Source organism: Roseovarius autotrophicus (genome assembly GCF_018069895.1).
GTDB lineage: Bacteria > Pseudomonadota > Alphaproteobacteria > Rhodobacterales > Rhodobacteraceae > Roseovarius > Roseovarius autotrophicus.
Genome location: NZ_JAGQDH010000013.1, coordinates 50,982 through 76,170 on the forward strand (window position 1 = coordinate 50,982; position 25,189 = coordinate 76,170).

General features: G+C 65.2%; 25 protein-coding genes and 1 tRNA gene. 17 read left to right on the forward strand and 9 right to left on the reverse strand.

The window, feature by feature from the left end:
* Positions 1–2: 2 nt before the first annotated feature.
* The 3 genes from KAK09_RS13205 to rsmA are packed head-to-tail and all read left to right on the forward strand — an operon-like array spanning position 3 to position 3,045.
* Complete coding sequence (locus KAK09_RS13205; protein WP_336244457.1) at positions 3–1,250, forward strand: peptidylprolyl isomerase; 1,248 nt, start codon at positions 3–5, stop codon at positions 1,248–1,250.
* Positions 1,247–2,206 carry a 4-hydroxythreonine-4-phosphate dehydrogenase PdxA gene (gene pdxA / locus KAK09_RS13210; RefSeq protein ID WP_336244458.1) on the forward strand — a complete coding sequence of 320 codons (960 nt, stop codon included), beginning with the start codon at positions 1,247–1,249 and terminating at the stop codon, positions 2,204–2,206. Before KAK09_RS13205 ends, pdxA begins: the two co-directional genes overlap by 4 nt.
* Positions 2,203–3,045 carry a 16S rRNA (adenine(1518)-N(6)/adenine(1519)-N(6))-dimethyltransferase RsmA gene (rsmA, locus tag KAK09_RS13215; protein ID WP_210879411.1) on the forward strand — a complete coding sequence of 281 codons (843 nt, stop codon included), beginning with the start codon at positions 2,203–2,205 and terminating at the stop codon, positions 3,043–3,045. Before pdxA ends, rsmA begins: the two co-directional genes overlap by 4 nt.
* A 127-nt stretch (positions 3,046–3,172) precedes the next feature.
* On the opposite strand, the gene KAK09_RS13220 is transcribed toward rsmA, so the two are convergent.
* Positions 3,173–3,640, reverse strand: coding sequence for a YbaK/EbsC family protein (locus KAK09_RS13220; RefSeq protein ID WP_210879412.1), 468 nt, complete (start codon positions 3,638–3,640; stop codon positions 3,173–3,175).
* 92 nt (positions 3,641–3,732) lie between these two features.
* On the opposite strand from KAK09_RS13220, the gene KAK09_RS13225 reads away from it, so the two are divergent.
* The 5 genes from KAK09_RS13225 (at position 3,733) to KAK09_RS13245 (ending at position 9,306) form a co-directional block, all read left to right on the forward strand.
* On the forward strand, positions 3,733–6,519 hold the full coding sequence (locus KAK09_RS13225; RefSeq protein ID WP_210879413.1) for a [protein-PII] uridylyltransferase family protein: 2,787 nt from the start codon (positions 3,733–3,735) through the stop codon (positions 6,517–6,519).
* A 3-nt stretch (positions 6,520–6,522) separates the two neighbouring features.
* Positions 6,523–6,795 carry a hypothetical protein gene (locus tag KAK09_RS13230; RefSeq protein ID WP_210879414.1) on the forward strand — a complete coding sequence of 91 codons (273 nt, stop codon included), beginning with the start codon at positions 6,523–6,525 and terminating at the stop codon, positions 6,793–6,795.
* A 92-nt stretch (positions 6,796–6,887) separates the two neighbouring features.
* Positions 6,888–7,535 carry a DUF6778 family protein gene (locus tag KAK09_RS13235; RefSeq protein ID WP_210879415.1) on the forward strand — a complete coding sequence of 216 codons (648 nt, stop codon included), beginning with the start codon at positions 6,888–6,890 and terminating at the stop codon, positions 7,533–7,535.
* 38 nt (positions 7,536–7,573) lie between these two features.
* The gene (locus KAK09_RS13240; protein WP_210879416.1) at positions 7,574–8,770 is read left to right on the forward strand and encodes an RSP_2647 family RNA methyltransferase; all 1,197 of its coding nucleotides are present in this window, start codon (positions 7,574–7,576) and stop codon (positions 8,768–8,770) included.
* Positions 8,767–9,306 carry an RSP_2648 family PIN domain-containing protein gene (locus KAK09_RS13245; protein WP_210879417.1) on the forward strand — a complete coding sequence of 180 codons (540 nt, stop codon included), beginning with the start codon at positions 8,767–8,769 and terminating at the stop codon, positions 9,304–9,306. The genes KAK09_RS13240 and KAK09_RS13245 overlap by 4 nt, the downstream gene beginning before the upstream one ends.
* A gap of 14 nt (positions 9,307–9,320) precedes the next feature.
* On the opposite strand, the gene KAK09_RS13250 is transcribed toward KAK09_RS13245, so the two are convergent.
* Positions 9,321–9,977, reverse strand: a complete 657-nt coding sequence (locus tag KAK09_RS13250) for an SDR family NAD(P)-dependent oxidoreductase (RefSeq protein WP_210879418.1) — start codon at positions 9,975–9,977, stop codon at positions 9,321–9,323.
* A gap of 109 nt (positions 9,978–10,086) precedes the next feature.
* On the opposite strand from KAK09_RS13250, the gene KAK09_RS13255 reads away from it, so the two are divergent.
* The gene (locus tag KAK09_RS13255) at positions 10,087–10,656 is read left to right on the forward strand and encodes a biotin transporter BioY (protein ID WP_210879419.1); all 570 of its coding nucleotides are present in this window, start codon (positions 10,087–10,089) and stop codon (positions 10,654–10,656) included.
* Positions 10,657–10,714: 58 nt separating this feature from the next.
* On the opposite strand, the gene gpt is transcribed toward KAK09_RS13255, so the two are convergent.
* Both gpt and fabI read right to left on the reverse strand, forming a co-directional pair.
* Complete coding sequence (gpt, locus tag KAK09_RS13260) at positions 10,715–11,215, reverse strand: xanthine phosphoribosyltransferase (RefSeq protein ID WP_210879420.1); 501 nt, start codon at positions 11,213–11,215, stop codon at positions 10,715–10,717.
* A gap of 12 nt (positions 11,216–11,227) precedes the next feature.
* Entirely contained in the window at positions 11,228–12,034 is an 807-nt protein-coding gene (gene fabI / locus KAK09_RS13265; protein ID WP_210879421.1) for an enoyl-ACP reductase FabI, read from the reverse strand.
* Positions 12,035–12,186: 152 nt separating this feature from the next.
* Between fabI and pdxH the strand changes: the two genes are divergently transcribed.
* The 6 genes from pdxH to KAK09_RS13295 all read left to right on the forward strand — a co-directional run bounded on the left by pdxH (position 12,187) and on the right by KAK09_RS13295 (position 18,673).
* Positions 12,187–12,789 carry a pyridoxamine 5'-phosphate oxidase gene (pdxH, locus tag KAK09_RS13270; RefSeq protein ID WP_210879422.1) on the forward strand — a complete coding sequence of 201 codons (603 nt, stop codon included), beginning with the start codon at positions 12,187–12,189 and terminating at the stop codon, positions 12,787–12,789.
* Between the two features lie 122 nt (positions 12,790–12,911).
* Positions 12,912–13,445, forward strand: coding sequence for a cold shock domain-containing protein (locus KAK09_RS13275; protein ID WP_210879423.1), 534 nt, complete (start codon positions 12,912–12,914; stop codon positions 13,443–13,445).
* The gene (locus KAK09_RS13280) at positions 13,412–13,906 is read left to right on the forward strand and encodes a DUF192 domain-containing protein (protein WP_210879424.1); all 495 of its coding nucleotides are present in this window, start codon (positions 13,412–13,414) and stop codon (positions 13,904–13,906) included. Before KAK09_RS13275 ends, KAK09_RS13280 begins: the two co-directional genes overlap by 34 nt.
* A 58-nt stretch (positions 13,907–13,964) precedes the next feature.
* Positions 13,965–14,041 (forward strand) — tRNA-Pro (locus KAK09_RS13285).
* A 406-nt stretch (positions 14,042–14,447) separates the two neighbouring features.
* On the forward strand, positions 14,448–18,107 hold the full coding sequence (locus KAK09_RS13290) for a vitamin B12-dependent ribonucleotide reductase (RefSeq protein ID WP_210879425.1): 3,660 nt from the start codon (positions 14,448–14,450) through the stop codon (positions 18,105–18,107).
* 215 nt (positions 18,108–18,322) lie between these two features.
* On the forward strand, positions 18,323–18,673 hold the full coding sequence (locus KAK09_RS13295; RefSeq protein ID WP_210879426.1) for a GrlR family regulatory protein: 351 nt from the start codon (positions 18,323–18,325) through the stop codon (positions 18,671–18,673).
* A gap of 134 nt (positions 18,674–18,807) precedes the next feature.
* Here KAK09_RS13295 and KAK09_RS13300 read toward each other — a convergent pair whose 3' ends face one another.
* Genes KAK09_RS13300 through KAK09_RS13320 form a run of 5 tightly spaced genes read right to left on the reverse strand, consistent with a single transcriptional unit; the run spans position 18,808 to position 24,013 of the window.
* Positions 18,808–19,581 carry a glycosyltransferase family 2 protein gene (locus KAK09_RS13300; protein ID WP_210879427.1) on the reverse strand — a complete coding sequence of 258 codons (774 nt, stop codon included), beginning with the start codon at positions 19,579–19,581 and terminating at the stop codon, positions 18,808–18,810.
* Positions 19,578–20,708, reverse strand: coding sequence for a glycosyltransferase family 4 protein (locus KAK09_RS13305; RefSeq protein WP_210879428.1), 1,131 nt, complete (start codon positions 20,706–20,708; stop codon positions 19,578–19,580). Before KAK09_RS13305 ends, KAK09_RS13300 begins: the two co-directional genes overlap by 4 nt.
* Before the next feature lie 54 nt (positions 20,709–20,762).
* Entirely contained in the window at positions 20,763–21,668 is a 906-nt protein-coding gene (locus KAK09_RS13310) for a hypothetical protein (protein ID WP_210879429.1), read from the reverse strand.
* Between the two features lie 31 nt (positions 21,669–21,699).
* On the reverse strand, positions 21,700–23,019 hold the full coding sequence (locus KAK09_RS13315; protein WP_210879430.1) for a lipopolysaccharide biosynthesis protein: 1,320 nt from the start codon (positions 23,017–23,019) through the stop codon (positions 21,700–21,702).
* Positions 23,012–24,013: a GDP-mannose 4,6-dehydratase gene (locus KAK09_RS13320; RefSeq protein WP_210879431.1), complete on the reverse strand. Its 1,002-nt coding sequence runs from the start codon at positions 24,011–24,013 to the stop codon at positions 23,012–23,014. Before KAK09_RS13320 ends, KAK09_RS13315 begins: the two co-directional genes overlap by 8 nt.
* A 445-nt stretch (positions 24,014–24,458) precedes the next feature.
* On the opposite strand from KAK09_RS13320, the gene KAK09_RS13325 reads away from it, so the two are divergent.
* Positions 24,459–24,836 (forward strand): hypothetical protein, encoded by a 378-nt coding sequence (locus KAK09_RS13325; RefSeq protein ID WP_210879432.1) that lies wholly within the window; start codon positions 24,459–24,461, stop codon positions 24,834–24,836.
* A 188-nt stretch (positions 24,837–25,024) separates the two neighbouring features.
* A partial coding sequence (locus KAK09_RS19130) for a heavy-metal-associated domain-containing protein (RefSeq protein ID WP_210879437.1) occupies positions 25,025–25,189 on the forward strand: 165 nt, incomplete at its 3' end.

Below are 25,189 nucleotides of genomic sequence, written 5' to 3' on the forward strand. Positions count from 1 at the left end.
GCATGACCCCGAGCCTTCATCGTATCACTCGCGCTCTTGCCGCGCTTGTTCTGGCGCTGATCTGCGCGCAGGCATTGCCTTCGGGACCGGCACGCGCGCAGAACCTCTTTGCACCGGTGATCCTTGTCAACGATCAGGCCGTGACGCGCTACGAGCTTCAGCAGCGCGTGCGGATGCTGACGCTTTTTCGTGCGCCGGGTGATGTCAACCGACTGGCGCGGGATCAGTTGATCGAGGAACGAGTCAAGCTCGAGGCCGCGCGCGCGATGGGGCTGACCCTGCCGGACGACGTGGTGCGCGAGGCCATGGAAGAGTTTGCCGCGCGCGCGAACATGAGCGCCGATGAGTTTGTTGTCGCGCTCGGGCAATCGGGCGTGTCCGAGGAATCTTTCCGCGCGTTCGTGCATGCGGGCATCACCTGGCGCGAACTGATGCGCGCGCGCTTTGCGTCGCGCGTCTCGGTCAGCGATGCGGATCTCGACCGGGCGACGCGCGCCCTTTCGGGACGCTCGCCGGTGCGGGTGCTGCTGTCGGAAATCATCCTGCCGGTGACCAGCCTCGAGGATGCCGAAGCCAGGCAGGCGCTGGCCGCGCAGATCACGACGGCCCGAAACGAGAGCGAATTCGCCGCCTTCGCGCGCCGCCATTCCGCCGCGCCTTCGGCCGCGAATGGCGGGCGCATGAACTGGACGGCGCTGTCTGATCTGCCTCCGGTTCTGCGGCAGGTGGCACTTGGGCTCGGGCCGGGCGAAGTGTCGGAGCCGTTGCCCATCGAGGGAGGTATTGCGCTGATCATGTTGCGCGACATCGAGGAGGGGGCGTTTCCACAGCCGCAATACTCCGCGATCGAATATGCCGCCTATTACATTCCCGGTGGCCGCAGCGACCAGGCGCTGGCGCGCGCGGCGCAGGTCCGCGCAGAGGTCGATACCTGCGATGACCTTTACGGCGTGGCCTTCGGTCAAGCGCCCGAGGTGCTGGAGCGTGGCTCGAAAGCCCCCGAGGAGATACCCGCCGACATCGCCGCCGAACTCGCGCTGCTTGATCCCGGCGAGGTCTCGACGCGGATCACACGGGCCAACGGTCAGACGCTGGTTTTCCTGATGCTGTGCGGGCGCGCGCCCAAGCTGGACGGCGAGGAGCCGTCGATCGAGAACTTGACCAATTTCATCCGTAACCAGCGCATCCAGTCGCTGGCCGATGGATTTCTCGCGCAGATCATGGCCGAGGCGCGGATCGTCGAGCCGTGATCGCGCTCACCTGCGGAGAGCCTGCGGGCATCGGCCCCGAAATCGCCGCGCGCGCCTGGACGGCGCTTCGCGGCTCGGTGCCTTTCTTCCTGATCGGCGATCCGGCACATGTTCCCGAGGGCGTGCCGGTCGCGGTGATCGAGACGCCCGAGGGGGCGGCGGGCGTGATGGCCCGTGCGCTCCCGGTGCTTGCCCATCCCTTTCCCGGCACCCGCACGCCGGGCCACCCGCAGGCGGCGCAGGCCCAGGGCGTGATCGACGTGATCGCGCGCGGCGTGGCGCTGGTGCAGGCGGGCAGGGCCACCGCGCTTTGCACCGCGCCCATCCACAAGCAGGCCTTGCAGGAGGGGGCGGGTTTTGCCTTTCCGGGTCATACCGAGTTTCTTGCTCATCTCGCGGGGTGCGCGCGGGTGGTGATGATGCTGGCCAGTCCCGAATTGCGGGTCGTGCCCGTTACCATCCATATCCCGCTTGCCGAGGTGCCAGGGGCGCTGACCGCCGATTTGCTGGAGGAGACCATCCGTATCACCCATGCCGCGCTGATCGGTGATTTCGGCATCCCCGCGCCGCGCCTTGCGGTCGCGGGGCTCAATCCGCACGCGGGCGAAGGCGGGCGCATGGGGCGGCAGGAAATCGAGACCATCGCCCCAGTGCTCGACCGGCTGCGCGCCGGGGGGATGGATCTGCGCGGGCCACTTTCGGCCGACACGATGTTTCATGCCCGCGCGCGCGCGGGCTATGACGCGGCCATTTGCATGTATCACGATCAGGCGCTCATCCCCATCAAGACGCTCGATTTCGACCGGGGCGTGAACGTGACGCTCGGCCTGCCTTTCATCCGCACCTCGCCCGATCATGGCACGGCGTTCGATATCGCGGGGCAGGGGGTGGCCAACCCCGCATCGCTGATCGAGGCGCTGCGGCTTGCGGATATGCTGGCGCGGGCGCGGACATGAGCGCGCTTGACGACCTGCCGTCGCTTGCCCGCGTCATCGCCGCGCATGGGCTCTCGGCGCGCAAGGCGCTGGGGCAGAATTTCCTTCTGGATCTGAACCTGACCTCGAAGATCGCGCGGCAGGCGGGCGACCTGACGCAATGCGACGTGCTGGAAATCGGGCCCGGTCCCGGTGGCCTTACCCGTGGGCTGCTCATGGAAGGCGCGCGCCATGTGCTTGCCATCGAGAAGGACGCGCGCTGCCTGCCCGCGCTGCAAGAGATCGCAGAGGCCGCACCGGGGCGGCTGACGGTGCTCAATGCCGACGCGCTCGGGATAGACCCGCGCGCGCATCTGACGCCGCCCATCCGCATCGTTGCCAACCTGCCCTATAATGTGGGCACCGAATTGCTGATCCGCTGGCTCACCCCGCCGGACTGGCCACCCTTCTGGCAGTCGCTTACGCTGATGTTCCAGCGCGAGGTGGCAGAGCGGATCGTGGCGCGGCCCGGCTCCAAGGCCTATGGGCGGCTCGCGCTTCTGGCGCAATGGCGGGCGGAGGCGCGGATCGTGATGCACCTGCCGCCAGAGGCGTTCACGCCGCCGCCCAAGGTGTCCAGCGCGGTGGTGCATCTGACGGCGCTGCCCGCGCCGCGCTATCCGGCGGATGCAAAGGTGCTGGAGCGGGTGGTGGCGCAGGCCTTCAACCAGCGCCGCAAGATGTTGCGCGCGGCATTGAAGGGCGCGGCCCCCGACATCGAGGACCGGCTCATTGCTGCCGGGATCAAGCCTACAGACCGGGCAGAAACCGTTGATCTGGAACGGTTTTGTGCGTTGGCGCGGGGGCTGGCAGAGGGGTAGTCGTGTTTGAATGTAAGCGGTCTGGCGCTCGCGCGGCGGCGTGCAAGCACGCCTTTATTCTGCGCGGAGATGGCCCCGTTGTGTCGCCTTGGTCATATGTCAGGATGACGAAAAGGTCCGCTCGTTCTCACTCCGTAAACTCGGCCACTTCTGCCCCCGAAATCTCCAGCAACCGCGCGGGCGCGATCCCGAAGAGGTGGCGCGGCGTGCCCGCCGCTGCCCAGACCTGTTGAAATTCAAGCAGATAGGGGTCAAAGAACGCGCGGGGTGGGGTAAGATGCCCCACCGGCGAGACGCCCCCGATGGCAAAGCCGGTCTGCGCCCGGATCAGCGTGGCATCGGCCTTGCCCAGAGGCGCGCCCGCCACGGCGGAGGCGCGTGTTGCATCGACCCGGTTCGCGCCCGAGGTGACGAACAGCAGCGCCGCGCCGCTTGCCTCGTCGCGGAACATGATCGACTTGGCGATCTGCGCCACGTCGCAGCTGACGAGTTCGGCGGCCATGTGTGCGGTGTTGGCATCGCCGATCTCGACCGGCTCGATATCAAGCCCGGCATCGGCAAGGGCGCGGCGGACGCGGGCAACACTTTTGCTCATCGGTATCCTGTCGGTATTGCATCGGTGTCGGATGATTGTTTCACGACGCCTTGCCATTGACCAGACCCGCCGTCGCTGTATCACTCGCGGGCATGACATTTGCCAGCCGCCTCACCCGATGCCCGCACCCGTTCGAGTCTAGCGAAGGCGCTGAGGCGTGCGCCCATGTCCCCGGCCTGACCGGCCCTCTGGCCGATCTGGTGGCGGGGGCGGCGGGATGCAGCCCGTTTCTGAAATTGTTGGTGATGCAGGAAGGCGCATGGCTCATCGAGGCCGTAGAGGCCCCCGATGCGGCGCTCTCGACCCTTTATGACGACCTGCGCGCAACCGCCCCCGACGTGCTGTCAAGCGCGTTGCGCATGGCCAAGCGGCGCGTGGCGTTGCTCACGGGGCTGGCCGATCTGGGGGGCGTCTGGCCGCTGGAGGCGGTCACAGGCCGCCTGACGGATTTCGCCGATCTGGCCTGCGATCTGGCCTTGCGCGCGGCGCTTGGGGCCGAGATCCGGCGCGGCAAGCTGCCGGGCATGACCGAAGACGATCTGGACAGCGGCGCGGGCATGGTCGTCTTTGCCATGGGCAAGATGGGGGCGGGAGAGCTCAATTACAGTTCCGACATCGATCTCATATGTCTGTTCGACGAGGGGAGGTTCGGGCGCGACGAGTTTCATGAGGCGCGCGCCAGCCTCGTGCGCGCCACCCGCAAGATGTCGGCCATGCTCAACGACCGCACCGCCGAGGGCTATGTGTTTCGCACCGATCTACGGCTGCGCCCCGATTCGGGTGTGACGCCCGTCTGCATGGCCATGGCCGCCGCCGAGACCTATTACGAGAGCCTTGGCCGCACATGGGAGCGCGCGGCCTGGATCAAGGCGCGGCCCTGCGCGGGCGATCCTGATGCGGGCGCGCGGTTCATCGACACGCTGCGGCCCTTCGTGTGGCGGCGGCATCTCGATTTCGCCGCCATCGAGGATGCCCACAACATGCGGCTGGCCATACGCGAGCACAAGGGGCTGGGCGGTGCGCTCACGCTTGAGGGGCACAACATGAAACTCGGGCGCGGCGGCATCCGCGAGATCGAGTTCTTCACCCAGACCCGGCAATTGATCGCTGGCGGGCGTGACCCCGATCTGCGGGTGCGTGGCACGGTCGAGGGGCTGGCGCGGCTGGTCGAAAAGGGCTGGGTGCCTGCCGAGGCGGCAGAGGCGCTCACCGGGCATTACCGCTTTCACCGCGAGATCGAGCACCGCGTGCAGATGCTGCGCGACGCGCAGACGCATCTTTTGCCCAACACCCCCGAGGAGTTCGACCGCCTTGCTGCCTTCACGGGCCGCGAGACGTCGGATTTGCGCGCCGAGATCACCGAGCGGCTTCTGGCTGTCGATGCGTTGATAGAAGGGTTTTTCCGGCAGGAGTCCCCCGGCACCGCGCCCGCACCCGCGCCGGAGGTCGCATTTGACGAGGATGTGATCGCGCGCTGGCGCGGTTATCCGGCGCTGCGGTCCGAGCGCGCGCAACAGATCTTCAAGCGTCTGCGCCCCGAGATCCTTGCCCGCCTTGCCCGCGCGGCCAATCCGGCCGAGGCGCTCTTGGCCTTTGACGGGTTCCTGCACGGGCTGCCTGCGGGCGTGCAGGTGTTCTCGCTCTTCGAGGCCAATCCGCAGTTGATCGACCTACTTGTCGATATAGTCGGCACCGCGCCTGCGCTTGGCGCGTATCTGTCGCGCAACGCCGCCGTGTTCGACGCGGTGATCGCGGGGGATTTCTTTGCACCATGGCCGGGGCGCGCGGCGCTGGAGGCGGGGCTTTCGGGGGTCATGCAGGCCGAGGCCGATTACGAGCGCGCGCTTGATCAGGCGCGGCGCTGGCACAAGGAATGGCATTTCCGGGTGGGCGTGCATCACCTGCGCGGCCTTACCGATGCCGGAACGGCGGCGGCGCACTATGCCGATCTGGCGGGCGCGGTGATCGGCGCGCTCTGGCCCTTGGTGATCGCACAGTTCGCCGAAAAGCACGGGGTGCCGCCGGGGCGCGGAGCGGTGGTGCTTGGCATGGGCTCGCTCGGGGCGGGGCGGCTCAATGCCGGGTCCGATCTTGACCTGATCGTGATCTACGACGCCGAAGGGTCCGAGGGATCGGACGGGCGCAGGCCGCTGGCACCCCGGCCCTATTACGCGCGGCTCACGCAGGCGATGATCACCGCGCTCACCGCGCCGATGGCCGAGGGGCGGCTTTACGAGGTGGACATGCGCCTGCGCCCGTCGGGCAATCAGGGGCCGGTGGCGACAAGCTGGCCCGCTTTCCAGAGCTATCAGACGGACGAGGCCTGGCTGTGGGAGCATCTGGCGCTGACGCGCGCGCGGGTGATCTGTGGCGAGGAGAGCCTGGCCCGCGATGTCGAGGGGTTTCGCGTGGGTCTTCTTGCTGGGGCACACGAACGGGGCACGCTGATCGAGGCCGTGGCCGAGATGCGCGCCCGTGTGGCCGAGGCCAAGCCGCAGACGGGGCCGTGGGATGTGAAGCTTGGGCCGGGGCGGCTGATGGAACAGGAACTTGTCGTGCAGGCGGGCAATCTGCTGGCGGGGCAGGGCGCGCGCGATGCGGCGGCGGGGTTTGCGGGCGCTGTCGCATCCGGCTGGATGGATGCCGCAGATGGCGCAGTCTTGCAGGCGGCTTATGCGCTTTGCTGGCAGGTGCAGATGGTGGCGCGGCTTCTGGGCGGGGGCGTGCTCGCGCCGGACCGGATCGGCGAGGCGGGTGCTGCGGTTTTGCTGCGCGAGACCGGCGAGGAGAGCCTTGAGACGCTGGAGCAGCGATTGGGCGAGCTGTGCGGGGCGGCCGCCGAAGCGATCGACCGGGCGCTTGGGAAGAGGGAGGGCTAGGCCATGGCACGCGGCGAACGGCATGACGCGAAGGGACTGATCCGCGAGGCGTATCGGATCGAGGGAATCGGGCCGGGCGAGTGCCGGTCGGTCTTTCTCGATTGGGCATTGTCGGTGCCCGAGGGCGAGGAGGTGCGTATGGCGCTTGAGGCGCTGATCGCCCGTCACGCGCCCGCGAATCCAGACCACCCGATGACCGCCGTTCTGCGCGAGGGGCTGGAGAGTGCCGCGCGCCCGCGCCGCCGCGGCGGTTGGCGGTCGCGTCCGCGCGACTGAGCAGGGTTCCTGCCACTGGAATATACCGGATTTGTCTTAAATGCGCCCTATTCGGAGCACATCCATGGGTTGAATGAAAAGAGGCTCTGCCCATGGAGGATGATATGCGCCTTGTGAAGCTTTGTGTTGCGCTGATGTTCGGGCTTGGCCTGGCCGCCTGCGCGGCCCCAGAAACCGCCACCCGAAATACGCCGCTCGATACGCAGATGCTGAAACCGGCGGCGGTATCTCTGGATGTGCAGGCAGTGCGCGTGTCTGTGCCGCAATCGCTGAAGGTATCGGAGGCGAATCGCTATTATCCGGGCGGCGATATCGTCTGGCGCGAGGACGCACCGGGTGATCGTCACGCACAGGTCAAGCAGATCCTCGAAACCGCCTTCATGCGCGGGATCGACAGCCTGCCGAAAGGCGCTGTCCCGGTGGTGCTCGATGTGGAGCTGAGCCGCTTTCATGCGCTGAGCGAAAAGGCCCGCTATACCATCGGCGGGGTGCACGCGATCCAGTTCACCTATGTGCTGCGTGACGCCACGACCGGCGCGGCCCTCACCGCGCCGAGATTCGTCAAGGCCGATTTCCGCGCCCTTGGCGGACAAGCGGCTATTGATGCCGAGCGGCAAGGAATCACCCAGAAGGTGCGTATCACCGAGCATCTCGCCAAGGTGATCCATCAGGAACTCGGCGCCGAGAGTGGTTATCGTGCGCAGGCGCTCGGCCTCATGGGCGCGATCAACCAACTCTGAGCTTTTCGAGGCAGGGCAAAGGGCCTAAAGGGGGCGGCATGACACCGCCCCCTTATCCCGTGATCCGCCTTTTGCCCAAGACCGATGCCCGCGCCATCCGCCACGGCAGCCCCTGGGTTTTCGACAACGAGCTTGTGACCGATCGGCGCACGCGCGCGCTGGCCGCTGGAACGATCGCGGTGCTGGAGGATGCGGAGCGCACGCCTCTCGGCGTGGTCGCTGTCAATCCTGCCTCGAAGATCGTGGCGCGGATGCTTGACCGGAATGCGGGCGCGCGGATCGATCGAGACTGGCTGATCGCGCGGCTGACGCGTGCCCATGCCCTGCGCGCGCGGCTCTTTGACAGCCCCTATTACCGCCTAGTCCATGCCGAGGCCGATGGCCTGCCCGGCGTGGTGATCGACCGGTTCGGTGATGTTGCGGTGATGCAGCCCAATGCCGCCTGGGCCGATGCGCTGCTGCCCGATCTGGCCGCCGCCGTGCAGGCGGTGACGGGCGTTACAACGGTGCTCAAGAACGCCTCGGGGCGCGCGCGCGCGCTTGAGGGTCTCGACGATGCGAGCGCGGTTCTGGCAGGCTCTGCGCCGGATGGTCCGGTGCCGGTGCCGATGAACGGGGCCACATATATGGCCGATCTCACGGGTGGCCAGAAAACCGGTCTCTTCTATGACCAGCGACCCAACCACGCCTTTGCTGCGCGGCTGGCGCGAGGGGCGCGGGTGCTCGACATGTTCAGCCATGTGGGTGGCTTTGCGCTGGCCTGCCTTGCCGGGGGGGCGGAGAGCGCGCTGGCGGTGGACGGCTCGCAAGCCGCGCTCGGGCTGGCGGCGGAGGGCGCGGCACGCATGGACGTGACCGCCCGTCTTGCCACCCGCCGGGGCGATGCGTTTGACACGATGGAGGCGCTGGCCGCCGAGGGAGAGCGGTTCGACGTGGTGATCTGCGACCCGCCCGCCTTTGCACCCTCGAAACCGGCGCTGGACAAGGGCCTGCGCGCCTATGAGCGGGTGGCGCGGCTGGCCGCCGGGCTGGTGGCAGAGGGCGGCTATCTGGGCCTCTGTTCGTGCTCGCACGCCGCCGATCTCGGTAAATTCCGCACCGCCTGCACGCGCGGCATCGGTCGGGCGGGACGGGCGGGCGCGCTCATCCACACGGGCTTTGCCGGGCCCGATCATCCGCTGCATCCGCACCTGGCCGAGTCGGGCTATCTCAAGGCGCTGTTTTACCGGCTATGAAGGTCGTTCTCGACGCCTGCGTGCTTTATCCCACGGTGATGCGCGAGATGCTGCTGGGCGTGGCGGCGCACGGCGCCTTCACGCCGCTCTGGTCGCCGCGCCTTCTGGCGGAGTGGCAGCACACCGCGGCGCGTCACGGGCCGGACGCACGAGCGCAGGCCGAGGGCGAGGCCGCGTTGATGGCGGCGCGCTGGCCCAGAGGTTGCATTACCTACCCGTCGGGACTCGAGGCGCGGCTTTACCTGCCCGATCCGGCGGATATCCATGTGCTTGCCGCCGCCATCGCGGGCCACGCCGACGGGATACTGACGCTCAATGCCCGCGATTTTCCGCGCAACATCCTTGCCGAAGAGGGGCTGTGGCGCGCCGATCCCGACGCCGTTCTCCACGGCATATGGCAGGCGCAACCGGTGCTTGTGGCCGGTGTGGCGGCCGAGGTTCTGACCAAGGCGCGGCGGCTTTCGGATCACGACTGGCAGATGCGCCCGCTCCTGAAAAAGGCGCGGCTGCCGCGTCTGGCCAAGGCGCTGGGATAGGCCCTCGGGACCGTTTACAGGTCCAGAGCGCGCAGAAGTCGTGCGGCCTCGTCGCGGGGATGGGCAAGGGCTTCGCGATCCTCGCCGGGAAAGAACCGCGCGCGTGTGGCCGTGGGCATCGGCGCGGGCGCGAGGATATGGATGCGCGGGCCGGTTTTCGCACTTTCGGCCTGCCAGCTTCGGGCGAGCGCGATCTGGGCCGCCTTGGTCGCGCCGTAGGCGCCAAAGAACTTGGCCCCGGCCTGCGCGTCGTCGAAAAACACCGCTTGGCCTTCCTCGCCCAGAAGCGGCGCGAGGAAGGGGATGAGAATCCCCGTGGCCGATGCGTTGACGGCAATCGAGCGTTCCCAGTCCTTTTCGCCCAGATGCGCGGCGGGGCTGAGGGGTGCCGCGTGAATTGCGGCATGGACCCAAAGCGCGACACGGCCCCAGCGGTCATGGATCGCGCGGCACAGCTGCGCCATGGCGTCGCGATTGGTAATGTCCATGGGACCAAGCGTGGCCTGCCCGCCGCGCGCCTTGATGCGGTCGTCCAGTTCTTCGAGCGCGCCCACGGTGCGGGCGACAGCGACGACGTGATAGGCGGGCGCGAGCGCCTCGGCGATGGCCGCCCCCAGCCCGCGCGAGGCGCCGGTGACGAGGGCAACAGGGATATCGTGGGCTTCGGTCATGAACGGCAAATCCCACCTCAAGGCCCGCAGATCAAGGACTATCGCTTGACTTTTTCGCGCCTGCGGCGAAAAAGTCAGGCCGACAAATGGAACAATGGAGGGACGCGGAATGCGCGCACAGGTTCTCACTCAGGCCGTCATCGGTCACGACACGCTGACCCGCAAGGCGGGTCTTGTGCTTGGCGGCTCGCTTTTCATCGCGCTGGCGGCACAGGTGAGCGTGCCCTTCTTCCCGGTGCCGCTGACGCTTCAGACCTTGGCGATCCTGATCGTGGGCCTCACTTTTGGCGCGCGTCTCGGGGCGGCAACGGTTCTGGCCTATCTGGCCGAGGGCGCGATGGGGCTGCCGGTATTCGCGGGCGCGCAGAGCGCGGCCTCGCTCGTGGGGCCGACCGCCGGTTTCCTCTATGGCTTCGTGGCGATGGCCTGGCTTGCCGGTCTGGCGGTCGAGCGCGGGGTCGCGCGCGGCGTGGTCTCGACGGCGCTGGTCGGAATCGCGGTTTCGGCGCTGCTCTATATTCCCGGCCTCGCCTGGCCCGCTCTGGCGATGGGCAAGGCGCTGCCTGACCTCTGGGCCTACTGGATGGCTCCGTTCCTGCTGGGCGATGTGGTCAAGGCCGTGATCGCCGCGATGGTGGTCTGGGGCGGCTGGACGGCGCTCAAGGCACGCAAGGGCTGAGACGGGTCTCAGGAAACGCCAAGGCCGCGCTTTCGGGCGCGGCCTTTTTGGTTATATGTCACGCCCCGCGATAGGGCTCCACATATTGCAGCGCCATGTCCCACGGAAAGAATATCCAGGTGTCCTGGCTTACCTCGGTCACGAAGGTATCGACCTGCGCGCGTCCCATTGGCTTGGCATAGACGGTGGCCACATGGGCGCGCGGCATGGTCGCGCGCACCACTTCGAGCGTGCGGCCGGTATCGACCAGATCATCAACGATCAACACGCCCTCGCCGTTGCCCACGATGCCCATGTCGGGCGACTTGATGACGCGCGGTTCGGTTTGAGTCTGGTGGTTGTAGGATTTCACGCTGATCGTATCGACCGTGCGGATGTCCAGCTCGCGCGCCACGATCATCGCGGGGGCCATGCCGCCGCGTGTGATCGCCACCACCGCGCGCCAGCCGCCCTCGGGTGCCACGCCCTGAAGTCGCCAGGCCAGCGCGCGCGCGTCGCGATGGATCTGGTCCCAGCTGACGTGAAAGCCTTTCTCGTGGGGCAGGCGGTCAGGCGTCATGTCCTCGCCTCCTCAGGTGGTCGAGATATCGGGCGCATCGACGGCCTTCATGCCGACGATGTGATAGCCCGCATCGACATGAAGCGTCTCGCCGGTCGTGCCCGAACCCAGATCGCTGAGGAGGTAGAGCGCGGAGCGGCCCACATCGTCGATGGTCACGTTGCGGCGTAGCGGCGAATTCAGTTCGTTCCATTTCAGGATATAGCGGAAATCGCCGATGCCGGAGGCGGCCAGCGTCTTGATCGGTCCCGCGCTGATGGCATTGACGCGGATGCCGTCCTTGCCCAGATCCTCGGCCATGTATTTGACCGACGCCTCAAGTGCGGCCTTGGCCACGCCCATCACGTTGTAATGCGGCATGACCTGTTCGGCGCCGTAATAGGTGAGGGTGAGGGCCGATCCGCCCTCGCCCATCATCTTTTCCGCGCGCTGCATCACGGCGGTGAAGGAATAGACCGAGATGTCCATGGTCATCAGGAAATTGTCGCGGCTGGTGTCCACATAGCGCCCGCGCAATTCGTTCTTGTCGGAAAAGCCGATGGCATGGACCACGAAATCGAGGCTGTCCCAATGGCTGCCCAGATCGGCAAAGAGCTGATCGACCGAGGCCATGTTGCCCACGTCGCAGGGCAGAACGATGGTGGACCCCAGTTCCGCCGCCAGCGGATCGACGCGCTTTTTCAGCGCATCGCCCTGATAGCTGAAGGCCAGTTCCGCACCCGCATTGGCGCAAGCGCGGGCAATGCCCCAGGCGATCGACTTGTCATTGGCAAGGCCCATGATCAGCCCGCGTTTGCCCGCCATCAGATTGTTCGACATTCCCAGCCCCCGCCCTCAGCGATTTTCCTGACCTTTAGGCGATTGGGCAGGGTGCATCAAGGGCCGTGCGTGATGGGTGATTTTGGTAAATGTTGTTGACCATATCGAATCGCGCGGCATGATGGCGGCGCGAACAACGGGCGGAGACGACGATGGAACGAGACGGCATTTTCGCGGGAGATGACCCGTTCGGGATCGCGCGGGCGTGGCTGGCCGAGGCTGAAAGGACCGAGGTGAACGACCCCAATGCCATGGCGCTTGCCAGTGTGGGCGAGGGTGGGATGCCCAATGTGCGGATGGTTCTGCTCAAGGAAATCGCCGATGATGGATTTGTTTTCTATACCAATTACGGGTCAGCGAAGGGGCGGGAACTGACAGCGCATCCGATGGCGGCGGGGGTGCTGCACTGGAAATCGCTGCGTCGGCAGTTGCGCATGCGAGGCATGGTCGCGCGCGAGGAGGGCGACAAGGCCGATGCCTATTTCGCCTCGCGCTCGCTCAGGAGTCGCCTTGGCGCCTGGGCGTCGCGCCAGTCCGAGCCGTTGTCATCGCGGGGGCATCTGATGGCCGAGGTGGCCAAGGTCACGGCCCTGAAAGGCGCAAATCCGCCGCGCCCTCCCTTTTGGGGAGGGTTCAAGATCACCCCGCTTGAGATTGAACTCTGGGCGGACGGGGCGTTCCGGCTGCATGACCGTTTCGTCTGGCGGCGCGCAATGCCCGGGGACGCCTGGCATATACAGCGGCTCAATCCTTGAATTTCGCGTTGCGTGAAATGCAATGTATTGTAATTGAATGGTATTTTTGGGTTGCAAGAGGTGCGAAACATAAAGCAAGTCTTGGCCTGGTCTGGGGGATGCAGGCTGTTAGGTAGGACACAGTGACGACAGATGAAGAGATTCGCCGGGTCAGAGGGCGGGTGAAGTGGTTCGATCCGGTCAAGGGCTTTGGCTTTGTATTGGCGGATGAGGGGGGACCCGATATCCTGCTGCATGCCAATGTCCTGCGCAATTTCGGGCAAAGCTCGATTGCCGATCGCGCCGGGGTGGAACTTGACGTGCAGCAGACCACACGCGGGCGTCAGGCGGTGCAGGTTCATGCGATTGAACCGCCCGACGATATGGAACAGACCGGCCTGGCCGATCTTGATGATCTCGACCCCGAGGTGATCCGCGCCGCGCCGTTGGTGCCTGCGCGCGTGAAGTGGTTCGACAAGGGCAAGGGGTTCGGCTTTGCCAACACATTCGGCAGCGCCGAGGACGTGTTTTTGCATGTTGAGGTGCTGCGCCGCTCGGGCCTTGCCGATGTCCAGCCCGGAGAGGCGCTGGCCATTCGGGTGATCGATGGTAAAAGAGGTCGCATGGCAACCGAGGTCTGTGGATGGGAAACGGCGATATCTCGATCAAGCGACTGATCGGCGCGGCGCTGCTCGTTCTGGTGGGGGGCGCGGTCTCGGCTGGGCCGTGCAGCGAGGATGTGGTGCATCTTCGCGGGCCAGGGGGCGAGGCGCTGTTTCGCGTCGAGGTGGCGGATACCGACGCCGCCCGCGCGCAGGGTCTGATGCATCGCGAGAGCCTGCCGACATCGGCGGGGATGCTCTTTGTCTATCCCAGCCCGCGCCCGGTGGGTTTCTGGATGAAGAACACGCTGATCCCGCTCGACATGATTTTCATGGATGCGAGCGGCACGGTGCGTCGGATCGGCCACGAGGCGCAGCCCCATGACGAGCGCCCGGTGATGGGCGGCGACGGGATTCAGACCGTGCTCGAGATCAACGGCGGGCTGGCGCGGCGTATCGGCATCAGCGAGGGCTGGGAAATGCGTCACCCGGCGGTTGATCAGGACGCCGCCGCCTGGCCCTGCGCCGCCGACTGAGCACGGCGCGCTTTTCGCTTTTCAACGCCGGCAAACGGGCTTATCTGGTCGCGTGGTCCGGGGCGTGGCGCAGTCTGGTAGCGCACCTGTTTTGGGTACAGGGGGTCGTGAGTTCGAATCTCGCCGCCCCGACCACCTTCCCCTGCGATCGGCGCGGGCATCTTCCACCAATTTCTCAGGTTTTCCGGCTAAGTACCCTTGATCCATGGATTTCGCCCTGTGGGCGGTTCTGTGGAGGAATCACAGGCGTGTGAACGGCGGGTTTGCGGCAGTGCCGGTCAAATCCTTTTTCTGCCAAATTGGCAATTTTTTCCGTTGACCGTTCGGGCTGTCTACGTCAATTTGTGTGGGCGGGCAGCAAGGCCACAAGATATAGTGGTTGGCCCAGGCAGGGATATTCGGACCAAACAGAGCCATTGCCGGGTTTCCGGGCACCATCGCCGCCAGACGACATCGGTCTGGTGCAGGGCCGGATCTGTCGCGGCACGAGGCGCGAATAGCATAACGGGCCATGGGGCCATTCAAGGACGGGACAGCGATAATGAAGATCGAACGCAAATTCACCACCGCAGGACAGGATGCCTATGCCGCGATGGATTTCGTGACGACGAGTTCGGAAATCCGCAATCCTGACGGCAGCACCGTGTTCCGCCTTGACGCGATCGAGGTCCCCGCCGGCTGGAGCCAGGTTGCGAGCGATGTGATCGCGCAGAAATATTTCCGCAAGGCGGGCGTGCCCAACAAGCTGTCCCGCGTAAAGGAAAAGGGCGTGCCCGGGTTCCTCTGGCGCTCGGTCGCGGCGAAGGACAATGACGGCTTTGGTGGCGAGACCAGCGCAAAGCAGGTGTTCGACCGGCTGGCCGGCGCCTGGGCCTATTGGGGCTGGAAGGGCGGCTATTTCACCACCGAGGCGGACGCGCGCGCCTATTACGACGAGATGCGCGTGATGCTGGCGATGCAGATGGCCGCGCCCAACTCGCCGCAGTGGTTCAACACCGGGCTGCACTGGGCCTATGGCATCGACGGGCCAAGTCAGGGCCATTACTATGTGGATTTCGAGAACGGCGAGTTGACCAAATCCACCTCTGCCTATGAGCATCCGCAGCCGCACGCCTGTTTCATCCAATCGGTCAAGGACGATCTGGTTGGCGATGGCGGGATCATGGATCTGTGGGTGCGCGAGGCGCGGCTGTTCAAATATGGTTCTGGCACGGGGACCAATTTCAGCAGCCTGCGCGCCGAGGGCGAAAAGCTGTCGGGTGGCGGCAAGTCGAGCGGCTTGATGGGCTTTCTCAAGATCGGCGACCGCGCTGCGGGCGCGATCAAGTCGGGCGGCACCACGCGGCGCGCGGCCAAGATGGTGATCTGCGATGCCGACCACCCCGACATTCAGGAATTCATCAACTGGAAGGTGAAGGAAGAGCAGAAGGTTGCCAGCATCGTTGCCGGCTCCAAGACGCATGAGGCGAAACTCAACGAGATTTTCGCGGCGATCCGGGAATGGGACGGCTCCTCCGAGGATGCGGTCGATCCGTCGAGGAACCCCGCGCTCAAGACTGCCATTCGCGGCGCGAAGAAGGCGTATATCCCCGAAACCTATGTGAAGCGCGTGCTCGATTATGCCAAACAGGGCTATGGCAGCATCGAGTTTCCGACCTATGACACCGATTGGGACTCTGAGGCCTATGCCTCTGTTTCGGGGCAGAATTCCAACAACTCGATCCGCGTCACCGATGCGTTTCTCAAGGCGGTCAAGGAGGATGCGGACTGGGCTCTGATCAACCGCACCGATGGGTCCGTGGCCAAGACGATCAAGGCGCGCGACCTGTGGGAGCAGGTGGGTCATGCCGCCTGGGCCTGTGCCGATCCGGGCATCCAGTATCACGACACGGTCAATGCCTGGCATACCTGCCCCGAGGATGGCGAAATCCGGGGCTCCAACCCCTGCTCGGAATACATGTTCCTCGACGATACCGCCTGCAACCTTGCCTCGATGAACCTCTTGAAGTTCTATGTGGACGGCAAGTTCGACGCCGACGCCTATATGCACGCCACACGCCTCTGGACCGTGACGCTGGAGATTTCGGTGACGATGGCGCAGTTCCCGTCCAAGGAAATCGCGCAACTGAGCTATGAGTTCCGCACGCTGGGTCTGGGCTATGCCAATATCGGCGGTTTGCTGATGAACATGGGCTTTGGCTATGACAGCGACGAGGGCCGCGCGCTCTGTGGGGCGCTGACCGCGATCATGACCGGCGTGGCCTATGCCACCAGCGCCGAGATGGCGGGCGAGCTGGGTGCCTTTGCAGGCTACAAGCGGAATGCCAAGCATATGCTGCGCGTGATCCGCAACCACCGCAACGCGGCCTATGGCGCGACCGAGGGCTATGAGGGGCTGGCGGTGAAACCCGTGCCGCTCGATCACAAGAACTGCCCCGATGCGCGGCTGGTCGATCTGGCGATGGCAAGCTGGGACGAGGCGCTCCAACTGGGTGAAAAGCACGGCTATCGCAATGCGCAGACATCGGTGATCGCGCCCACGGGCACCATCGGTCTGGTGATGGATTGCGACACGACCGGGATCGAGCCGGATTTCGCGCTCGTGAAGTTCAAGAAACTGGCCGGCGGCGGCTATTTCAAGATCATCAACCAATCGGTGCCCGCAGCCCTTGAAAAGCTGGGCTATGGCCCGGCGCAGATCGAGGAGATCGTCAGCTACGCGGTCGGTCACGGCACGATCGGAAACGCGCCGGGGATCAACCACACCTCGCTCATCGGCCACGGCTTTGGCGAGGCGCAGCTGGCCAAGGTCGAGGCGGCGCTGGGGCAGGCCTTCGATATCCGTTTCGTGTTCAACCAGTGGACGTTGGGAGAGGAGTTCTGCACCGGTGTGCTCGGCATTCCGGCGGCAAAGCTCAACGATCCGACCTTCGATCTGCTGGCGCATCTGGGCTATTCGCGCCGCGACATAGAGGTCGCCAACGACCATGTCTGCGGGACGATGACGCTGGAAGGTGCGCCGCATCTCGACCCTTCGCATTACCATGTCTTCGACTGCGCCAATGCCTGCGGCAAGAAGGGCAAACGCTATCTGAGCGTCGAGAGCCACATTCACATGATGGCGGCGGCACAGTCCTTCATTTCGGGCGCGATCTCCAAGACGATCAACATGGCCAACGATGCCACCATCGAGGATTGCCAGAAGGCGTATGAATTGTCGTGGTCTCTGGGGGTCAAGGCCAATGCGCTTTACCGCGACGGCTCCAAGCTGAGCCAACCGCTGGCCGCCGCGCTGGTGGAGGATGACGACGAGGCGGCCGAGATTCTCGAATCAGGCAGCGCGCAGGAGAAGGCCGCCGTTCTGGCCGAGAAGATCGTCGAGAAGGTGGTGATCAAGGAGATCATCCGCGCCGCCCGCGAAAAGCTGCCCGAGCGGCGCAAGGGCTATACCCAAAAGGCCATTGTCGGCGGTCACAAGGTCTATCTGCGCACCGGCGAGTATCAGGACGGCAAGCTGGGCGAGATCTTCATCGACATGCACAAGGAAGGCGCCGGTTTCCGCGCGATGATGAACAATTTCGCCATCGCCGTGTCCGTGGGCCTGCAATACGGCGTGCCGCTCGAGGAATTCGTCGATGCCTTCACCTTCACCAAGTTCGAGCCCGCAGGGCTGGTGCAGGGCAATGACAGCATCAAGAACGCCACCTCGATCCTCGATTACATCTTCCGCGAACTGGCGGTGAGCTATCTCGACCGGACCGATCTTGCCCATGTCAAACCCTCGGGCGCGTCGTTCGACGATCTGGGTCGGGGCGAAGAGGAAGGCGTGCGCAATATCAAGGAGATGTCGAACGAAGCTGCGACGCGGTCGCTCGAAGTTCTCAAGCAGATCAGCTCGACCGGCTATCTGCGCAAGCGGCTGCCGCAGGAATTTGTGGTGTTCCAGGGCGGGCAGGCCACCGGCACCACGGGCATGTTCTCACATGATGCCGAGGTGGCGCTGCAAACGCTGGTGCCCGAAACCGTGCAGGCGAGCGTCGCCACCGCCACCGTCGCCACCGTCTCGATGGATGCGCGCACAAAGGCAAGGATGCAGGGCTACGAGGGCGAGGCCTGCGGCGAATGCGGCAACTACACGCTTGTGCGCAACGGCACCTGCATGAAGTGCAACACCTGCGGATCGACGAGCGGGTGTAGCTGAGTAGATTGAGGGGTGGGGATCGGTGTTAGCGCACCGATCCCCGGCCCATCCCGCATTAGCATAGCACGCTGCGGGACAAGCGAATCTCGGCCCTCTCGGGTCGATACTGACGGAAGACCATGGACGAGATCACGGATCAATAGCGTGCTGACTTAATCACAGACTTGCCACCAGCTTATGCTAGCGGTCTGTGGATAACTTGAAAGGGAGATGACATGTCTCATAACTATGATGGCACCTACACGGTGCAGTTCAAGGGCTCCCAAGATTGGGGCGCAGGTGTGATCACGCTGAAAGACCTGCAACTTACGGGCGGGGACTCCGGCTATATCTTTACGGGCTCGTTTCGCGAGGTTGGATCGCGTCTTGTGGGCACCGTTCGTGTGGAACAGCACGTGGAGGGTTATCCCTCTGTTTTTGGACCTTCTGTCGGAAAGGTGTTTGACCTCTACCTCGAAGGCCAATTCGATGGCGCCGTTTCCCATTTTCACGGGCACGTGCTTGGACAGAATCACTTCAAGATTCAGGTTCACTTGGCGAGGGCACACCCCCTCGCGGCGGAGTGAACAAAAGGTTCAGGGGCGGGTGCGCTCGCCCCCGACGCGGATCGGAGACAGGCAACAAACCATGGTCGGGCAGTCAATCATGACCCGATCCGCGAGACTGAGGGGGCCACGGCCCCCTCCTTTTATCTGGCGTTTCACATACGGGTATCGGCAGGTGGGTCCGCGCGCCGGATGAACTGCCCCAGCTTGCCGAAATTCTTTGACAGCAACACCATCACCCCGCCGATTTCATGGCGCCGGATCGCCCGCAGATCCTCGCGGCTCTTCCGCAGGATGCGCCCAAGCGAGCGGTTGCTCTCGCCACCGACCCGCATGCGCACCAGGACTTCGGGAATGTAGTCGAAGTTCAGCCGGGCCCTGACCAGCCAGCGCAGGATCGCCTCGAAATCGGCGGCAATCCGAAAGCTGGTGTCATAGCTGCCGTGCCTCTCGAACACCTCGCGCCGCAGGAAAAGGGTCGGGTGGGGCGGCATCCACCCTCGGCGCAGCAGGTCTGGCCGGTAATGCCCCGACCGCCAGTAGCGGATCACACGAGCGGGATTGTCGCGCGCGACATATTCCAGATCGCCATAGACCCCGTCGCTCCCCGGCGTCTCGAACGCCGCCGCGACCCGCGTCAGAACGTGGTCATGCGCGAACAGGTCGTCGGTGTGCAGGATTCCGATGACCTCGCCCGTGGCCCGCGCGATGCCCTTGTTGAGGGCATCGTAGATTCCCTTGTCCGGTTCGCTGTGAAAGCGGATGTCGGGGCTGGCAAGGGCCGCGACAACGGCGGCGGTCTGATCCTGCGAAGCGCCATCCACCACGATCAGTTCCTTGTCGGGGTGGTCCTGCGCGAGAAACGAGCGGATCGCCGGGCCGATGGTGGCCCCCGAGTTGTAAGCGGCCATGATGACGGAGATTTTCACGGCGATTTCCTTGATTTCAAATGGTCATAAAGGGCAAGGTAGCGGCGGCCGATCACGGCCGGGTGGAGCATGGTTCGCGCATAATCCAGCGCGTTGCGCGAATACCGCGCGTGATCGCCGACAAGCCGCAGCACCTCCCGCGTGAAATGCGCGTGATCGGTGGCGCTGGCATCGTGAAATTCCACCAGCGCGCCGGTCTCGTCGGTGATGTAGCTGTCCATCCCGGTGCCCCGCTGTCCGATCACAGGCACGCCATGGGCGAGCGCCTCGGTCACGACATTGGGTGAGTTGTCCAGGCGGGACGGGCAGAGCAGAATATCCATCTGTGCGTGCACGGCGCCGATCTCGCCGCGGCTGAAGGGGGGGTGCCAGACGGGTTTCATGACGGGAAACTCCGGCAGCCCGTCGCGCGGGCGCGATCCGAACACATGCAGCTCGACCGGGGTGCGATCTTGTGCGGCCAACGCCCCGAGAAAGGGCGGCAGGCTGTCGAATCCCTTGCGCGGATCCATCACCTGCCCCGAGACAAAACCAAGCCGGATCGGCCCGCGATGGGGTGGGCGCGGGCCGACGCCCTCGGGGATGGCAACTGCGTTGTGGATCACCTCTGCCTGGCCGGGGCCAAGCCGTTCGGCCAGCCAGCGGGACGGCGCGACGCGGCAATCGGGCAGGCATGTGCCGTCGAATGCCAGCAGCCGCAGCAGCCGGTCGGCACCGGATGGGGCGGCGGGCGGCTGCTGCGCGTAGTGCCGCGCGCCGTGATAGGGCCAGAAATCGCTTAGACGATGCACCACGGGGCAGGGCACCCGTGCGATGTCGCCAAATCGGATCGTGTTGGCCGAAACGTCGCAAAGCTGGATGACATCGGGGCGGTGGCGTTCGAACAGCCCTTCCAGATCGAAGGTTGCAGGGCCAAGGCGCATGCAATGGGTCTCGGCGTCGTGAAAAAGCCGTTCGCAGACACGTTCCGCAAGGCGCACCGCCCGCAGCGGGCGACGGCGCAGATGGGCCGAGGCGTCGCAGAGGGTGACGCGGGCCCCTGCGGCCCGGAGCGCGTCGGCAAGGTTGCGGGCCCCGGTTGCGGCCCCACCCTTTCCGAGGGTCTTGGTAATGAGAAGAACCTTCACCTTGCGCCCTTGTCCCTGCAATCGGTCATCGGCACCACCAGCCCGCCGCCCATCTTACCCACCATTCAGGAAGCCGGAGATCGCGGCCAGATAGGGTGCGAGGCTGACCCCGGTGCCCTCGTTCTGCCGGAGAAAGGCAAGGGTCTTGGGACGTGGCGAGATCGACACGAAGCGGTTGCCGAACGACATCGCGATCACGCCTGGATGCAGCTTGGATGAACAGATGATTGGTGCGCGCTGGAGATATCCGAGCGCCTTGTTGATGGAATTCTCGTTCACGTCACGGAAGAAGGGCAGCACAAGTTCTCCGCCGGTCGGAGAGGGGCCGGTATGTGCGCGAAAGAACGCCGCTCGCTGGCCCCGCGCCAGCCAGAGCGCGCGCGGGATCTGCAAGGCGCTTCTGCGGGAGAGGTTGATCAGGGTCTCGGGCGCGTCAGGGCCAGGGTCGATGACGCGCAGGCGCGCAAATTGCCCGGTGGCCTCTTTCGTGCAAAGGACAATGTCGGGCAGGTAGGCCAGGTTCGGCAGCCCGAGCGCCAGATCGGCCTTCAGCCGGACGCAGGCACCGCGGAAACATGGGCTTTCCACGACGGATTTCCGGGCCGGACTCAAGTCGCGGAGAGTATCGACGCCATCGCTGCCGATCGAGACGCCGAAGGCCGGAATCCCGTTCTCGGTCATGAACCGGGCCAGATCGGCGATGGCGCGCTCGATCGCGGACGCGGCGGGACCGCCTGTCTTGAAGAACGCGCCGCCGCCCAGAAGAATGCGATCGACCTCGAGCCCCTGCAAGCTGTCCGTTGTTGCATAGCCCATGTCGGCGAAGCGCGGGTTGCGCGTAAGGATGACGGGGCGACCGCCGGCCTGTTCGGCCAACTCGCAGACCATCGCCGCCATCAGGTCGTCGCCGATGTTCCCCTGGTCGTAAAAGCCCCAGATCAGTGTTTTCCCTTGGGTCATGTCAGGTTTCCTTGCGGTGGGTCTGCGTCGATCATCGGCCTGCCCGTTCCAGCCGTCTGGCGCCGGATATGGTCATCGTCAGCACGAGCGCATACTGGATCAGCATGAACCCGACATAGAGCATCATGGTCTCGGCGACCGGCAGGCGCAGCGCGTCGGCGGCAAGAAACGCGGCCGTTATCCCCAGGGCGCGCACCCCGTAAACCAGAAAGAAGAATCGCTGGCCGCGCGTGATGTTGTTCAGCTCGATCGTGATGGAGGCGGGAAACTGGAGGACAAGCATGAGCGCAAGAATCTCCGCCAGTTCGCCCGCGAAGCGCCAGTCAGAGCCGAACATGAGGGCAAAGATCAACTCTCCGAAAAGATGGATCGCAAGCGCCATCAGCCCTCCCAGCACCGCCGACACCTGAAGGACGCGCCACAGCACCGGCGTGGTTCCGCTCGGCCCGAGGCCCTTGACATGGCCGTAGAACGCCCGGCTTGCGCCTTGCCCGACCAGCAGGAATGGCAGCGACACCGCCATGATGGCCAGCGCCAGCTGGCCAGTGGTCGCGGAATCGTACAGGTAGGCCGCAAAAAGCAGCGGTGCCTGGATGGAATATACCAGCAGCAGTTGCGCCGGCAGACGATAGGCGGGAAAGCCCCTGTAGCGTCGCGCTGCCGCCAGGATCTGCCGCCAGCGAAAGCGGTGCCAGAGGATGGCAAGGTCGGGGCGGAACGACATAATCAGCCGCGAACTTCCGCAGCCCTGACCGGCAATCTGCCCGATCAACAGACCCAGCGGCTTGAGCATGAGCAGGCCAAGCGCGATCTTGAGCGCCTCTCCGACCGCCGATTGTGCGATCTGGGTGCGCGCGATCACGCGAAACTCGCGCTGCCGCGTGGCCCACATGGTCAGGGTCTCATAGCCTGTTGCCCCGATCATGCCGAGCGGCACCAGCCACCAGAAGGGCAGCAGGCTTTCCATCGACATGAAGGCGAACAGGACCGGCCCACCCGCCAGCAGCACGACCCCGACCAGCACCGACAGACAGGCGGCAAGGCCAAGGCACAGAACCAGAAGCGCAAAGGCCGTGCGGTCGTTGCGGGGCAGGGGCAGCGCCATGACATAGCGCAGCGTCGCGAGCGGGATCAGGAGCTGGATGAGGGCGTTGAAAACGGCCATGACACCGAAATCTTCGGGGGAATAGAGGCGTGTCAGGATCGGGATGGAGGCGAGGCCGATCAGGCGCGCGACGCCGCTGCCCGCCGCCAGTGTCGCCATGCCCCGGAACACCGCGCCGGAACCCCCGCCAGACAGACGAGCGGCGATTCGGTGCTGAAGGGACGGCTTGCCGGGGGTGTCATGCACCGTGATACTCCCGATACCAGTCGACAAACCGGGCGATCCCCTCGCGCATGTCGGTTTGCGGTGCATACCCGGTCAGCGCCTTCAACAGAGAGGCATCCGCCCAGGTCGCGGGGACATCGCCGGGCTGCATGTCCATGTAGTTGCGGATCGCCCGGCGGCCGGTGGCAGCCTCGATCGCGGCGATAAAGTCTTCGAGCCGTTCCTTGCGCGAGTTGCCGATATTGACCACTCGCCACGGGGCGACCGGCGACAGGCTGTCCCCGGCCACGGCGGGCCCCTCGCCCGGAACCGCGTCGATCAGCAGGCGGATGCCGCGCACCAGATCGGTGACATAGGTGAAATCGCGCCACATGTCGCCGTGGTTGTAGATGTCGATGGGCTGGCCCTTCAGGATTGCCCGGGTAAACTTGGACGGGGCCATGTCGGGCCGCCCCCATGGGCCATAGACGGTGAAGAACCTGAACATCGTCGTCGGCAAATCGTGAATATGGGCCCAGGCATGGGCCATTGCCTCGTTGGCCTTCTTCGTGGCTGCGTAGAACGACATCTGCGTGTCGGCCTTCTGGGATTCGGCATAGGGCATCGTGGTGTTCGCGCCATAAACCGAGGAGGTCGAGGCCATCAGCAGATGTGCGGGCCGCGCGGCAAGGGCCGCCTCCATCAGGTTGAACGTGCCCACGATATTGGCGTCGACATAGGCGCGCGGATTGTCGATCGAATACCGCACTCCGGCCTGTGCGGCGAGATGCACGATCACATCCGGGTTCGCGGCCGTCAGCGTGCGGGTCAGCAGGGGCGCGTCCTCCAGGCGACCCTCGGTCGCGTGAAAGCCGGGATGCTGGCGCAGCAGGTCATGGCGGCGCTGTTTCAGCGCGACATCGTAATAGTCGGTCATGCCGTCATAGCCGGCGACCTGCCATCCCTCCTGCAACAGCAGTTCGGCGAGGTGAAAGCCGATGAAGCCGGCGGTTCCGGTGATGAAGGCGCGTTTCATGTTGCTGTCCCGTCGCTTTGTGTTTCGCCAATCCCTGCGCGCAGGCTGCGACCCTGTGCCCGGCGCCGCAGCCACGCCCTTCGCCGATCGGTGGTGACCCGCCCGCGCGCCCCGAGGCTATGCCGCACACCATGTTACATCCAGACCTTTCACCGCAGGTGAAGCCTTGCCGCGCTCCGGCAGACAAGGCAGACCGACCTGTCGGGCCGCTCCGCACGGGTGGCAACCCGCAGACGCCACTGAGCAAAGCGCCTGAATCAACCTTTCTGACCCGGGCGACCTAGCGTGATCCTCCCAGGGTTGTCCAGTCCGTGATGACGACGACGGGATGTAAGCCGGGGTTCGGGGGGCGGCGTTGCATCTGTGGCGCTTGATCCAGATCATTCCGAATCTGGTAAATTCGTAGGATCTGTCTATACTCGGCATGAAAGGAAGCCTGCTCTTGATGATGCGCGGCCGCACAATCCGGTTACGGTTCCCCGCGTTCATCGCGCTGACGCGCATGGCGTTGCTGCTCATGTTTCTCGGGATTGCCTTTCCCGGTATAACCGGCGGCGCGGCGGTGCAGGCGCATCCTGCCGATACGGTCAAGCCGATCGAGGCCGCGCAGGCGATTGCCGACCCGATGTGCTGCCATGACGCGGATCATGGCACTTTGCATGCCGATTGCGCCTTGTCGATCTGTCATGGCCTGGGCGCGCCTGTCGGGCAGGCCCGCCACGATCTTCCACGCGGCTATGCCGTGCTGAGGCGGGTGACGGGCCGGACCGGTCTGGCGAGCCGGTCTCATCCGCCGATCCTGCATCCGCCGATCCTCGCCTGACGCGCGACCGGCGCTTCGCGCGCCTGTGGTGTGTGTCGCTGTCGCGGCACAGGGCCGCAGTGGCGGATGAGATCATCATTCCGACAAAGGCGCGATGCCGGATCTGACGTGGCCGAGATCACGGCCCCGCCCACCCGCTATCCGGGGTGCTTGTGCCCTGAAAACAGACCGATCGGCAGGAGAAAATAATGACACATGACGTACTCTTGCGGCGCAATGAGGCCAGCGCCACGCTCACAATCCCCGGCATGGGAAGCGATCACTGTGCGGGGATCGTGCGCACATCGCTTGAGCGGCTGGAGGGTGTGCAGGAAATCCGGACCAGCATCGCCGCGCATCGCGCGCGGGTGACC

Bases quoted from the DNA above. Each gene is read 5' to 3' on its own strand.
- KAK09_RS13205 (WP_336244457.1), top strand. From the start codon at position 3: ATGACCCCGAGCCTTCATCGTATCACTCGCGCTCTTGCCGCGCTTGTT.
- rsmA (WP_210879411.1), top strand. From the start codon at position 2,203: ATGAGCGCGCTTGACGACCTGCCGTCGCTTGCCCGCGTCATCGCCGCG.
- KAK09_RS13220 (WP_210879412.1), bottom strand. From the start codon at position 3,640: ATGAGCAAAAGTGTTGCCCGCGTCCGCCGCGCCCTTGCCGATGCCGGG.
- KAK09_RS13225 (WP_210879413.1), top strand. From the start codon at position 3,733: ATGACATTTGCCAGCCGCCTCACCCGATGCCCGCACCCGTTCGAGTCT.
- KAK09_RS13230 (WP_210879414.1), top strand. From the start codon at position 6,523: ATGGCACGCGGCGAACGGCATGACGCGAAGGGACTGATCCGCGAGGCG.
- KAK09_RS13235 (WP_210879415.1), top strand. From the start codon at position 6,888: ATGGAGGATGATATGCGCCTTGTGAAGCTTTGTGTTGCGCTGATGTTC.
- KAK09_RS13240 (WP_210879416.1), top strand. From the start codon at position 7,574: ATGACACCGCCCCCTTATCCCGTGATCCGCCTTTTGCCCAAGACCGAT.
- KAK09_RS13245 (WP_210879417.1), top strand. From the start codon at position 8,767: ATGAAGGTCGTTCTCGACGCCTGCGTGCTTTATCCCACGGTGATGCGC.
- KAK09_RS13250 (WP_210879418.1), bottom strand. From the start codon at position 9,977: ATGACCGAAGCCCACGATATCCCTGTTGCCCTCGTCACCGGCGCCTCG.
- KAK09_RS13255 (WP_210879419.1), top strand. From the start codon at position 10,087: ATGCGCGCACAGGTTCTCACTCAGGCCGTCATCGGTCACGACACGCTG.
- gpt (WP_210879420.1), bottom strand. From the start codon at position 11,215: ATGACGCCTGACCGCCTGCCCCACGAGAAAGGCTTTCACGTCAGCTGG.
- fabI (WP_210879421.1), bottom strand. From the start codon at position 12,034: ATGTCGAACAATCTGATGGCGGGCAAACGCGGGCTGATCATGGGCCTT.
- pdxH (WP_210879422.1), top strand. From the start codon at position 12,187: ATGGAACGAGACGGCATTTTCGCGGGAGATGACCCGTTCGGGATCGCG.
- KAK09_RS13280 (WP_210879424.1), top strand. From the start codon at position 13,412: ATGGGAAACGGCGATATCTCGATCAAGCGACTGATCGGCGCGGCGCTG.
- KAK09_RS13290 (WP_210879425.1), top strand. From the start codon at position 14,448: ATGAAGATCGAACGCAAATTCACCACCGCAGGACAGGATGCCTATGCC.
- KAK09_RS13295 (WP_210879426.1), top strand. From the start codon at position 18,323: ATGTCTCATAACTATGATGGCACCTACACGGTGCAGTTCAAGGGCTCC.
- KAK09_RS13310 (WP_210879429.1), bottom strand. From the start codon at position 21,668: ATGACCCAAGGGAAAACACTGATCTGGGGCTTTTACGACCAGGGGAAC.
- KAK09_RS13320 (WP_210879431.1), bottom strand. From the start codon at position 24,013: ATGAAACGCGCCTTCATCACCGGAACCGCCGGCTTCATCGGCTTTCAC.
- KAK09_RS13325 (WP_210879432.1), top strand. From the start codon at position 24,459: ATGATGCGCGGCCGCACAATCCGGTTACGGTTCCCCGCGTTCATCGCG.